Origin of the sequence: Vibrio sp. 10N.222.52.C12 (assembly GCF_041474215.1) — a bacterium.
GTDB classification, from domain to species: Bacteria; Pseudomonadota; Gammaproteobacteria; order Enterobacterales; family Vibrionaceae; genus Vibrio; species Vibrio crassostreae_C.
In genome coordinates this window covers 39,267-52,226 of the sequence record NZ_JBFRTR010000049.1, presented here as the reverse complement: position 1 = coordinate 52,226, position 12,960 = coordinate 39,267, and the positions used below count along the sequence as shown (strand labels likewise).

The window sequence follows — 12,960 nt, the reverse complement described above, 5'->3', positions numbered from 1 at the left end:
GCAATATTTAGTTGATTAATATGAGGGCTTATTACATATTGGTGTTTAATATTTAGTCGTTTTAGTGAGTTAAGGAGGATTCACGATGAGCTTTGATACATGGATTTATTATTTATTAGCGGTGCTAATTTTAACGGCATCACCAGGCCCAAGTTCTTTATTGTGCATGACCAAAGGTGTGCAATCTGGCTTTAAATTATCGATATTTACTGCCTTGGGGAGCTTAACTGCGATTACTGGTATTTTAACTTTATCGTTTACCGGGCTAGGGGTAATTATTGCTTCGTCTGAAGTGGTATTTAATGTCATAAAATGGACTGGTGCAGCTTATCTGATCTTCCTCGGTTGGAAGTCTCTGCGCTCTAGCCAACAAGATTATGACAAGTTATCGGATCAACAAGGCGGTGCTCAATCTGTCAAAGAAAGCGCTGCGCAGCATTACTTAAGTGGCTTTATTGTTGGCGCGAGTAACCCCAAAGCTATCTTGTTTTTTACTGCACTTTTCCCACAGTTTATTGATCCCTCAATTGCGCTATTACCACAGTTTACCGTGTTTGCTTTTACCTTCGCAGTGATGGAATTGTCTTGGTTATTGGTGTATGCCTACTTGGGGGCGAAGTCGTCAAATTGGTTGTTTGCGAAAGGTCGAGCCAAGGTCTTTAATCGTGTCACTGGAGGTGTCTTTATTGGGGCTGGCGCACTGCTTTCGACGACCAGTCGAGCATAACTTTCTGTTTTATCAGAGAGGTGAATGGTTACAGAATATTCTTGATGCTGTCATAAAAGGTTAATATTAATGTGCTTGCTGCTTTTGGCGAAAAGCCGATATATTGTAGTTACACCATCACGTTCTCAAGGAGAGACATATGCAGCATCAAGAAATGATTCAACACAGTAACTTTGGCGTAATCAGTCGTACTTGGATTTTCTCTACCCTTTCTCTAGTGGGTATTCTTGCTCTAATGTAGTCAGCTTCATGGCTCTATAGTTTTAGTTTTTATTATGAAATCACTTGTTAAAAAGTCTTCAAAGTCAGAACTCTTTCTCTTATAAATGTGGCTTTTCTCATCAGGCTAGCCACTTAACTTTTTCTTAGTCATCTTCTTCTAGCAAGCATCCCCCAGTAATTTACTCCTAGTCACCACTTTCTTCTTGTGGAATGGTTTATCACCTTACCTCTATAAACAAGCGCCATCGCACTTCTGAAGTTGTTACGAAACTGTGATAATCTTAAGTTATCTTTTATCTACAGTGTATCTCTCATGTCTGTCTGGGATTCTATTTCATTTAACAATCGATTTACTGCATTACCTCGACTGTTCTATACCCCAATTCAACCTACACCGCTCAGCAATGTCCAATGGCTCGCATGGAATCATAAGCTTGCGGATGAACTCGGTTTTTTGTCATTTGATGATGCTTCCGAGGAATTGCTTGAAACGTTATCTGGCAATGTTGAACCTGAGCAGTTTTCGCCTGTAGCAATGAAATACGCAGGCCACCAGTTTGGTTCTTATAACCCGGATTTAGGTGATGGAAGAGGGCTGTTATTAGCTCAAATTGTCGCGAAAAGTGGCGAAACGTTCGATTTACACCTTAAAGGTGCCGGTAAAACGCCCTATTCACGTATGGGCGATGGACGCGCTGTTATTCGATCAACCGTTCGTGAGTACTTATGTAGCGAAGCGATGGCAGGGCTCAATATCCCAACCACTCGCGCGTTGGCTATGATGACCAGCGACACACCGGTATATCGAGAGAAGCAAGAGTGGGGCGCATTGTTGGTGCGTGCTGCCGAATCACACATCCGTTTCGGTCACTTTGAACATCTGTTTTATACCAATCAGTTGGCTGAGCATAAGTTGCTGGCCGATAAAGTCATTGAATGGCACTTCCCTGAGTGTCTCGATGAAGAGAAACCCTACGCTGCTATGTTTAATCAGATTGTTGACCGTACCGCGGAGATGATTGCGTTGTGGCAAGCGAATGGTTTTGCTCATGGCGTGATGAACACCGATAACATGTCGATCATCGGGCAAACTTTCGATTATGGTCCGTTCGCGTTTCTTGATGAATATGACCCAAGATTGATCTGTAATCACTCGGATTACCAAGGTCGTTATGCTTTTAACCAGCAGCCAAGAATAGGGCTTTGGAACCTGTCGGCACTGGCTCACTCACTTTCTCCGCTGGTGGATAAGGCCGACTTAGAGGCGGCTTTAGAGCAGTACGAACCGCAAATGAACGGTTACTTTAGTCAGATGATGCGTCGTAAGTTGGGGCTACTTTCGAAACAAGAAGGCGACAGTCGTTTGTTTGAATCTATGTTCGAGCTGATGTCGCAAAACAAAGTCGACTACCCAAGGTTCTTTAGAACGCTATCGAACCTAGACACCTTGTCGCCACAAGAAGTGATTGATCTGATAATTGATCGAGAGGCAGCAAAACTGTGGGTAGATAACTACTTACAACGCTGCGAATTGGAAGATAGCTCAGTGGTCGAGCGCTGCGAAAATATGAGACAGGTAAACCCGAAATACATCCTCAGAAACTACCTAGCTCAGCTAGCGATAGACAAAGCAGAGCGCGGTGATAGCAGCGATATTGACGCTTTGATGGTGGTACTGGCAGACCCTTATGCGGAACACCCGGATTATGAATACCTTGCGGCTCTACCTCCTGAGTGGGGTAAAGCCATGGAGATCAGCTGCTCTTCATAACCAACCAATAGCGGATTAAGCCCTAAAGATTCAGATAGAGGTCACTAAGTTGTGATCTTTATCTGTTTGTGCTTCTAACTTTACAAACATGTCAATAATCAAACAATCGGCCAGCCTATACACTATGTGAATAAGTTGTAAATTTAATAGGTTTGGGCGATGCCAACAAATACTCGAATTCTCGTGGTGGATGATGATCAAGAAATCCGCGAGCTGCTGGAAGAGTACCTCACAAAATCTGGTTTCGATGTTTCTTCTGTGGGAGATGGTGTTGAACTAGAAGCTCATCTGCAAAACCAAGGTTATCCAGATCTGATTCTGCTTGATGTGATGCTACCCGGTGACGATGGTTTTACCTTGTGTCAACGCGTCCGTAAGCAATCGAATGTGCCTATCATCATGCTGACTGCCGTATCGGATGAAACCGACCAAATTATCGGCTTAGAAATTGGTGCTGATGATTACATTGCCAAGCCGTTTAGCCCTCGTCAGTTAATGGCGCGTATCAAAGCGTTGTTGCGCCGCGTTCAAGTGGTGGATGACAAGACAAGTGATGCATTGCCAAAACAGATTGTTTTTGGTGATTGGACGCTTGATACGTTAGCGCATCGAATTTCCCACAATGAAAACTCGGAAGAGATGGATTTGTCGGGCAGTGATTTTTCTCTGTTGATGTTGTTCTTAACTCGCCCTAACGAAGTTCTCGACCGTGACACTATCTCATTCGCGACCAGAGGCCGTGAAGCGTTGCCTTTTGAGCGAGGCATTGATGTGCAGCTTAGTCGTCTGAGAAGCCGATTGGGCGACAGTGGCAAGTATCCTCACTACATCAAAACCATGCGCGGTAATGGCTATATCCTCGCTGTGCCTGTTCAGTATGAACACTGATAATCAAGTGATGTTAATGAGCACCTCGGCAATGAAGTATTTCCTATGAACGGGTTGAGTCGGTTAAAGCCAAACTCTTTGGTTGCCAGAACATTGTTACTGACCTTGTTAGCTGTGGTGATAGCTCAAGGTATCGCAACGTCTATTTGGTATAGCGAATCCAAACACAAAGAACTGGAGGGGATTCGTTCTGCCTCTTCAAGCATGGCCAATATGTTTGCCTCGACGGTGACTTTCTTCCAGTCTCTGCCCGTTAAATATCGCCATATCGTGTTGGATCAAATCCGCAATATGGGCGGTACGCGCTTCTTCGTTTCTTTCAATAAAGAGGCGTTGATTGTCGAACCGATCCCTGATACCCGTTTAAAAACCGCCTCGATTGAAGCGATAGAAAGTGTTTTGAGTAGCAAGCTCAATAAAGTCGAATCAGTGCGGGTTGATTTCTCTCGCCCTGAACATCTTCGTTTGCTTAAAAATGACATCTACTTGAGCGATCTCCCACGATCGTGGGCACATCATACTTTAACCTTAGAACCTCTTAACCCTCCTATTCTGGTTGTTCAGATAGAATTAGCCAGTCATGAATGGGTGTATATCGCCGCGTTGTTGCCTGCGCCTTACGTCAAACTCGACGATACGATTCTCGGCAGAGAACAGGTGATCTTCTTAGTTTCCTCGACCCTCATTCTTTTGGTTTTGACTTACTTGATGATTCGTCGGCAAGTACGCCCTCTTAAAAAATTAGCAAGAGCGGCCAATGAGATGAGTATGGATATTCAGCAGCCGCCACTTAACGAAGAGGGGGCTACTGAGCTGGTGACGGCGACCCGAGCGTTTAATCGAATGCAGCAACGGATTCGTCGCTATGTTGCCGACCGTGAGCACCTTTTCTCTGCAATCTCACATGATTTAAAGACACCAATAACACGGCTTAGACTACGAGCCGAGCTATTGGAAAGCGAAGTAAAGAAAGACAAGTTCAATAAGGATTTGGATGAGCTTGAGATGATGGTTAAGGGCGCTTTACAAGCGGTAAGAGATACCGACCTTCACGAAAACAACGCCATTATCGACCTCAATGAGATGATGCTCTCCGTGATTGAACTGCACAACCAACATCAAACCTTGGTTGAGTTTGAGCCCATTGTGGTTGACCCGTTAGTCGCCAAACCATTAGCCATTAAACGTGTGCTGACCAATCTTATCGACAACGCTGTGAAATATGGGACATCAGCTGAAGTCGATATTAACAGTGATTCGGTGTGGGTTATCGTGACTATTCAAGATCACGGAAAAGGTATTCCTGAAGACAAGTTAGAGTTGGTGTTTGAACCTTACTTCAGGCTCGCCACTGACGACCAAGGACACGGTTTAGGGCTTGGAATCTGTCGAAACATCCTACACGGACACGGCGGAGATCTCATTATTCGTAACTCCCCTCAAGGCGGCTTAGAAGCTAAAGTCTATATTCCACACGGCCTAGAAGTTTAATGTAACAATTGTGTTACATTGAGCTTACCTTTTGTTTCAATCTTACAAATCAGAATAAGTAGACTCTGTATTGAACCGGACGTCGAGTCCGCTAAAACATGGAAGATAATAATGAAAATCAATAAAACCCTACTTACTCTATCTCTTCTTGCTGCCTCAACATTTTCTCAAGCTGGTGAAGTGGAAGTGCTTCACTGGTGGACTGCCGGTGGCGAAGCGAAATCCGCAGCTGTACTGAAAGAGATGATTGAAGAACAAGGCCATACTTGGAAAGATTTCGCTGTTGCTGGTGGCGGCGGTGAAAGTGCGATGACTGTTTTGAAAACTCGAGCAGTGTCGGGCAATCCTCCATCTGCGGCGCAGATTAAAGGTCACGATATTCAAGAGTGGGGTGGTTTAGGTTTTCTAACGTCTCTCGATGCAACTGCGAAACAAGAAAAATGGGATGAGTTACTGCCAGAGGTGGTAACCAAAGTCATGAAGTGGGACGGCGAATATGTGGCGGTTCCTGTCAACGTTCACCGTGTTAACTGGCTATGGGCGAACCCTGTTGTTTTAGAAAAATCAGGCGTGACGGTTCCAACTACGTTAGATGAGTTCTTCGTTGCTGCAGACAAGATTAAAGCGGCTGGCTTCATTCCACTGGCTCACGGTGGTCAACCTTGGCAAGACGCAACCGTATTCGAAGCGGTGGCTCTCGATGTACTAGGCAGTGAAGATTACAACAAAGCGTTCGTTGATCTTGATATGGACGTATTATCGGGCGACAAGATGGTGGAAGTGTTCACCAAGTTCAAAAAGATGCGTGACTACATCGACAGCAACTCGCCAGGTCGTGATTGGAACGTCGCAACTTCAATGGTTATCAATGGCGAAGCCGCGATGCAAATCATGGGTGACTGGGCGAAAGGTGAGTTTACTGCGGCAGGTAAAGTGCCGGGTAAAGATTACATCTGTGCCCCAGCTCCGGGTACTGACGGCCAATTTACCTTCAACATCGATAGCTTTGCGTTCTTTGAGTTAAGCGATAAAGAGAACCAAAAAGCGCAGCAAGATCTAGCGAAAACCATTCTTACTAAAGATTTCCAAGAAGTCTTCAACCTTAACAAAGGTTCTATCCCTGTACGTCTAGATATGGACATGTCTAAGTTCGACCAATGTGCGTTGGATTCAATGGCAACCTTCAAAGCGAGTGCGAAATCTGGCGATCTTGTTCCGAGTATGGCTCACGGCCTAGCGACAACAAGCTACGCTCAAGGCGCGATTTACGACGTGGTAACCAACTTCTTCAATGAAAAAGATGCCGATCCAAAACAAGCGGCGGCTAAGTTAGCGAAAGCTGTGAAAGCGGCTATCTAATATAACTTGATAAGCGACACACAACGCACGTGAGTGACGGGTTGTGTTGCTTTACCAAACCCCCAGGGTGGGTAGGCTCGTAGGGAGCCTATCTACTCTTCACTCCCAATTCTGATATGCGTGATGCTGATGTGGTGCCGAAAGGTAAGCCATTGGCTCGATTGTGCAACAAGGATAAGTTATGGAGCATGTTTTGACTGAGTCGACTCCAAAACCCACAAGGAGCCAGCCTGCACCGAAACCGAGTTTTGCTGACAGGTTACAACATTGGTTACCTAAAATTGTACTGGCGCCGACCGCGTTAGTGACCGTGGTGTGTATCTACGGCTATATATTCTGGACGGCGGCGCTGTCGTTTACGAATTCTCGATTTTTACCGAGCTTCAACTTTGTTGGTTTAGCTCAATATGAAAAGCTGATGGACAACGATCGCTGGATCACCTCAATCACCAACCTCGGTGTGTTTGGTTTTCTGTTCATGGCGATTGCTATCTTGTTGGGTGCGGGTTTGGCGGTATTGCTTGACCAGAACATCCGTCAAGAAGGCGCGATTCGTACCATTTATTTATACCCAATGGCCTTGTCATTCATCGTGACGGGTACCGCTTGGAAATGGATTCTCAATCCGGGTCTTGGCATTGAAAAACTGATGCAAGATTGGGGCTTTACCGACTTCAAATTCGATTGGTTAGTCGACTCTGAAATGTCGGTCTATACCTTGGTTATCGCAGCACTTTGGCAGTCGTCAGGCTTCGTGATGGCGATGTTCTTAGCCGGCCTTCGTGGCATTGATTCTTCAATCATCAAAGCCGCTCAAATTGATGGGGCAAGCTTACCCACTATTTATCTGAAAATCATTCTACCTTGCTTGCGCCCTGTGGTTTTCAGCGCGGTGATCATCACCTCACACATTGCGATTAAGAGTTTCGACCTTGTGACCGCGATGACAGCGGGTGGCCCAGGTTATTCATCGGATCTTCCTGCGCTATTCATGTACGCACACTCATTTACGCGTGGACAAATCGGCCTTGGTGCTGCCAGTGCCATGATGATGCTTGCTGGTATCTTAGCGATTCTCGTGCCTTATCTTTACTCTGAACTTAGGGAGAAAAAGTCATGATGAATAACATCAATTTTGCTCGAATCTTTATTTATTCAGCACTGCTTTTCTTCTGCTTGGTGTATCTAATGCCATTGTTTGTCATGGCGCTGACCTCATTCAAAACTCTGCCAGACATCAAGGCAGGTAACTTGATGAGCTTACCGAAAGAGTGGGTGTTTGATGCTTGGTATAAAGCGTGGGACACCGCCTGTACGGGCGTGAAATGTGAAGGCATCAAAGGCTACTTCTGGAACTCGTTCCAAATGGTGATTCCTGCGGTTGCGATTTCAACATTGCTCGGTGCATTCAATGGTTATGTAGTGACGAAATGGCAATTCCGAGGCTCGAATCTGTTCTTCAGCTTACTGTTGTTTGGTTGCTTCATTCCGTTCCAAGTGGTGCTACTACCAATGGCAACCATGCTCGGCAAGATGGGGCTAGCGAACACAACCATCGGCTTGGTGATTGTGCACGTTATCTACGGCATGGCGTTTACAACTCTGTTTTTCCGTAACTTCTACATCTCGATTCCGGATGAATTGATCAAAGCAGCAAAACTGGATGGTGCAGGCTTCTTTACCATTTTCTTCAAGATCTTATTACCGATCTCTACGCCTATCATCATGGTGACGGTGATCTGGCAGTTCACCGCAATCTGGAACGATTTCTTGTTCGGGGTGGTGTATTCCGGCTCAGAGACTCAGCCAATCACCGTAGCATTAAATAACTTAGTCAACACCAGCACGGGCGTTAAAGAATACAACGTCGACATGGCTGCCGCGATCATCGCCGCACTGCCAACGCTGTTGGTGTATGTCTTCGCAGGAAAATATTTTGTTCGTGGCCTAACGGCAGGATCAGTAAAAGGATAATTACCCATGGCAACATTAGATTTAAAACAGATCCGTAAAACCTATCGCAACGCGGACAACGAAACGTTAAAGGGCATCGACATCAGTATCGATTCGGGGGAATTTTTGATACTTGTCGGCCCTTCGGGGTGTGGGAAATCCACCTTGATGAACACCATCGCTGGGCTAGAGAGTATTAGCTCGGGTGAGATTGTAATTGATGGCATAGACGTGGCGCAGGTTGAACCTAAAGATCGCGATATCGCGATGGTATTCCAGTCGTACGCGCTTTATCCAAACATGACGGTACGCGGCAATATCGCTTTCGGTTTGAAGATCCGCAAGATGCCGCAACAAGAGATCGATGCTGAGGTTAATCGAGTGGCTGAAATGCTGCAAATCGAACAACTGCTTGATCGCAAACCGTCGCAACTTTCTGGTGGTCAGCGTCAACGTGTCGCTATGGGGCGCGCTCTAGCTCGTCGTCCTAAGCTGTATCTATTTGATGAGCCGCTTTCTAACTTGGATGCCAAGCTGCGTGTTGAGATGCGTCATCAGATTAAACGTCTGCACCAGAAGCTGAATACCACGATTGTTTATGTAACCCATGATCAAATCGAAGCGATGACTCTGGCGGATCGCATTGCGGTAATGAAAGATGGTGAATTGCAGCAACTCGGTACGCCGCAAGAGATCTACACCAAGCCAAATAACATGTTCGTGGCGGGCTTTATGGGTTCACCATCTATGAACTTCATTAAGACCATGGTGGATTTGGATGATGAGCAGAATCCGATCATCAAAGTAACGGGTACAGCTGAGCAAGAGCACCACATTCGATTACCACAAAGCATGCGTGAGCAAGATGGCAAAGAAGTGGTGATTGGCCTGCGCCCTGAACATATTACCGAGCAGGAAAGTGAAGATGTGTCGGCAACGACCAAGCTAGACTTGCAGTTAGAAGTGCTAGAACCAACAGGGCCAGATACGATTGCGATGGTGAAAGTGAACGACCAAGAAGTGGCATGTCGCTTGTCGCCAGAATTTGAAGTGTCAGTTGGGCAAATGGCGCCGCTGCATTTTGACTTATCAAAGGCGGTATTCTTTGATGCTCAGACTGAAGCGAGAATTGATTTTTAGTTTTTGAGACAGTAGCTCAATGAGAGTCTAAGCTTAAGCAAAGGCAGTATCACTAATTACTAATAAGTAACGTGATGCTGTCTTTTTTGTTGTTTTAGCCTGTTTTATTTCCTCACGAAAACAGAGGGATAAACGAGATAAATGGATTAACTGCAATAATATCGCCAAATAGCCTCCGTTAGCTCTATAAAGCTGACCGAGAACAGCGTAGGATCGCGCTACTTTAGACCAAATACTAGGTTGCACATTAGTGCATAAACAGAAGAATACATGAAACTAACAGCAAAACCCTCAGCTAGTAACGCTTTACTTATTTCTATTACGACACCGGACTTCAAAGGTGACGAAGCAAAAGAGTCTCTTGCCGAACTTGCTCGCTTAGTAACAACCCTAGGGTTTAAAGTGGTCGGTACACAATCACAGCACCACAGTTCAACACAACGACAAAACGTGTTGGGCGCAGGTAAGCTTGCAGAAATTGCACACCTCACCGGTTACCAAGGTTCGATTGAAGAAGCAGAAGATGAAGATTTTATCGATGAATCTTTTGATTTTCGCGCTAGTATCGATGAATTAGATTTTGATGATCTTCCATCTGAAGATGTGGAGTTTGGTACTGCTGATGTTGTGGTATTTGACTGTGATTTGAGCCCTTCTCAACTGCGCAATGTTGAGGCTCACTTAGGTGTCGAAGTGTTTGACCGCACCGGTATCATCATCGAAATTTTCAGTCGCCACGCTCGCACTCGTACCGCACGTCTGCAAGTAGAAATTGCTCGCCTAAACTACTTAGTACCTCGACTTCGTGAAACAGCAGACGGTGACAAAGAACGTCAAATGGGTCAGGGTGCTGGTGAAACCTCACTAGAGCTTGACCGTCGTAAAGTACGTGACCAAATTGCTGCGCTTAAGCGTGAGCTGGTTGGCGTACAAGATGAAATGAAGAACCGACGCACACAGCGTTCGGAACTTTTCACTGTTGCTCTGGTTGGTTACACCAACGCGGGTAAATCTTCGATGATGCGTGCAATGACCGCAACCGAAGTGAGTGGTGAAGACAAGCTGTTCGCAACCCTAGATACCACGGTTCGTGCACTTCAGCCGATCACTCAGCCGCGTATCTTAGTGTCAGATACGGTTGGTTTTATCAAGAAGCTGCCACATGATCTGGTTGCTTCATTCCACTCAACGCTTGCAGAAGCACACGACGCGTCACTACTGCTTTATGTGGTTGATGCTTCTGACGTTTCATTCCGCGCACAGCTTGATGTGGTACACGAAGTATTAGCGCAAGTGGGCGTTGAAGGCAGCGAAAAACTATTGGTACTGAACAAGTGCGATAGATTGAGCGAAGAAGAACAGTTAGAGCTGATTGAAGAATTCCCAGATGCAATGCTGACCTCGACTCGTGACCCGCTCGATATCACCAAACTACACAAGTACATTGTGGGTGTGGCTGAACAAGGCATGATCGAAGAAGAGATCACGATTCCTTATTCTGGACAAGGCATTATCGGTGAGATTCGCTCAAACATGAGTGTGGTGAAGGAAGAATACGACTACGAATGCATCAAGCTTACTGTACGCTCAAGTGCAATTGATTTAGCGCGCTTGAAAAAGCGTATGCAGAAGTCTTAATTTTGTAGCGAGCCTGGCAAGAACAACCAAAAGAAAAGCGACCCGATAAGGTCGCTTTTTTGTTTCCTGTCGCTGAGTAATTAGTTACTCGTCAACCAGTCCATTTAGGTCATTTACGCCATTCTTTGAGTTGGCTTCCATCGTGCTAGTTCTGGATCAAGCTTGATGCCTTGCGAAGTCAGCAGGTTAACACGTGCTAAGTAAGCCGCACCGTGCATCAGGTGCTTAGCAAGGTCGACCGCATTACGCTGCTGGTAATCATCTAGGTAGCTGTCTTTTGCCCACGCGTTGAATGCGCCAAGTGCAGGGCCAGCCCATACTTGATAATCCATTTCACGACCTTGTTCGCCCGTGTTTGACCAGCGGCTAGAAAGCCCCAAGTACCAGCGGAAAATCAACGCCATTTTACGCTTCGGGTTGCCTTCAGCGCGTTCGATCTGTTTAGGGTCGCGCTCGTTAAAGTGAGCAACAGTACCTGCCCAGATGTCATCCAATGTTGAACGGAATACCTGCTTCTCTAGCTTTTGACGTTCTTCAACTGGAATCGCTTCAATGGAGTCGTAGCGTGTGTAGATCTCGTAAAGCTTGTTTGCACGCATTGGGAACAAGGTACCGCGCTTAACCACTTGCAGCTTCACGCCCATTTCGAACATGTCTGCTGCCGGAGCCATAGTCACGTCAGCCATTTCAGTTGTCGAAAGCAGCTTACGTGTGTGTTCGCTCGCGCCAGCTTCAACACAGGCTTGGTTAATAGAACCAGTAACAATGTATGCCGCGCCCATGTTAAACGTTGCTAGAGCTGCGTCAGGCGTGCCGACGCCACCACCACAACCAACACGCAGCGGTGTTTTGAATTGGTACTGAGCTTGGATCTGTTCTTTCAACGCAAGAATCGTTGGTAACAGGGTAACTAGAGGGCGGTTATCGGTGTGACCACCAGAATCCGCTTCTGCAGTAATGTCATCCGCCATTGGAACCAACTGTGCTAGCTCCATCTGTTCTGCTGTGATTCGACCTTCATCAACCAAAGCTTGCAGCATTTTCACAGGAGCAGGCTGCATGAACTTGCTTGCGACTTCAGTACGGCTCACTTTTGCGATGACTTTGTTGCCAATCTGGATTTCGCCTTTTGCATCACGGCTTAGACCAGCAGCACGATAGTGAACAATTTGCGGTGTTAAACCTAAGAAGGCTGAAGCCTCAACCGTTTTCACTTTGTGCTTCAAAAACAGCTCTACACTGCCGCGCTCTAGTGCAGGTTCACTTGGGCTGTGAATCAGGTTAAACGCGTAAGGGCCGTTTGGTAGCGCTGCTTGAATACGGTTGATCGCTTGCTCAACGCGAGACGGGATTAAGCCTGCCGCGCCAAATGAACAAAGAATGCCTGCCTGACCAAGCGCAATTACAAGCTCTTCAGATGAGATGCCGTTGGCCATTGCGCCTGCGTAGTACGCGTATTTTACGCCATGACAGCGACGAAACTCTTCGTCGCCCAAGCTTTGTGTACCGAGTGCAGGAGCAAATGCGCTAACAGGTTGGCTGTTCGCTGCACTTGCTGAATCACCCGATGTAATTTCAGCTTGTTGGCTGACGCCTAAGCCTTTTTCTGGGTGGCTCACTACGTAACAAGCAAGGCTTAAGTCTTTTAAGATGGTCGACATTGCCGCGCTATCAAAATGAGTTGTGTTCTCTTCAATCTGCCAAGGCCACGGAGATAGCTTTTCGTTATTGATAGTAGTTTGAGTTGTCATAATTATTTCTTTCCTAGTTC

The 12,960-nt window shown here is 46.2% G+C and carries 10 protein-coding genes; 9 read left to right on the top strand and 1 reads right to left on the bottom strand.

From position 1 onward, the window contains the following. Positions 1-85: 85 nt before the first annotated feature. From AB4623_RS09530 to hflX, 9 genes are all read left to right on the top strand, one after another. Positions 86-727 (top strand): LysE family translocator, encoded by a 642-nt coding sequence (locus AB4623_RS09530; RefSeq protein WP_017060639.1) that lies wholly within the window; start codon positions 86-88, stop codon positions 725-727. Positions 728-1,262: 535 nt separating this feature from the next. Continuing rightward, on the top strand, positions 1,263-2,720 hold the full coding sequence (locus AB4623_RS09525; protein ID WP_065583674.1) for a protein adenylyltransferase SelO: 1,458 nt from the start codon (positions 1,263-1,265) through the stop codon (positions 2,718-2,720). 159 nt (positions 2,721-2,879) lie between these two features. Beyond that, positions 2,880-3,608: a response regulator gene (locus AB4623_RS09520; protein ID WP_017060637.1), complete on the top strand. Its 729-nt coding sequence runs from the start codon at positions 2,880-2,882 to the stop codon at positions 3,606-3,608. A 45-nt stretch (positions 3,609-3,653) separates the two neighbouring features. After that, positions 3,654-5,099 (top strand): ATP-binding protein, encoded by a 1,446-nt coding sequence (locus AB4623_RS09515; RefSeq protein WP_372146259.1) that lies wholly within the window; start codon positions 3,654-3,656, stop codon positions 5,097-5,099. Positions 5,100-5,210: 111 nt separating this feature from the next. Beyond that, on the top strand, positions 5,211-6,458 hold the full coding sequence (locus AB4623_RS09510) for an ABC transporter substrate-binding protein (protein WP_017066147.1): 1,248 nt from the start codon (positions 5,211-5,213) through the stop codon (positions 6,456-6,458). A gap of 181 nt (positions 6,459-6,639) precedes the next feature. Then, entirely contained in the window at positions 6,640-7,578 is a 939-nt protein-coding gene (locus AB4623_RS09505) for a carbohydrate ABC transporter permease (protein WP_372146257.1), read from the top strand. Next, positions 7,575-8,432, top strand: a complete 858-nt coding sequence (locus AB4623_RS09500; RefSeq protein ID WP_009848502.1) for a carbohydrate ABC transporter permease — start codon at positions 7,575-7,577, stop codon at positions 8,430-8,432. The genes AB4623_RS09505 and AB4623_RS09500 overlap by 4 nt, the downstream gene beginning before the upstream one ends. 6 nt (positions 8,433-8,438) lie before the next feature. Beyond that, positions 8,439-9,551, top strand: coding sequence for an ABC transporter ATP-binding protein (locus AB4623_RS09495; RefSeq protein WP_372146255.1), 1,113 nt, complete (start codon positions 8,439-8,441; stop codon positions 9,549-9,551). Between the two features lie 270 nt (positions 9,552-9,821). After that, positions 9,822-11,189, top strand: coding sequence for a GTPase HflX (hflX, locus tag AB4623_RS09490; protein WP_017064091.1), 1,368 nt, complete (start codon positions 9,822-9,824; stop codon positions 11,187-11,189). Between the two features lie 113 nt (positions 11,190-11,302). Here hflX and pfaD read toward each other — a convergent pair whose 3' ends face one another. Further along, positions 11,303-12,940: an eicosapentaenoate synthase subunit PfaD gene (pfaD, locus tag AB4623_RS09485; protein WP_136974228.1), complete on the bottom strand. Its 1,638-nt coding sequence runs from the start codon at positions 12,938-12,940 to the stop codon at positions 11,303-11,305. Between the last annotated feature and the right edge of the window lie 20 nt (positions 12,941-12,960).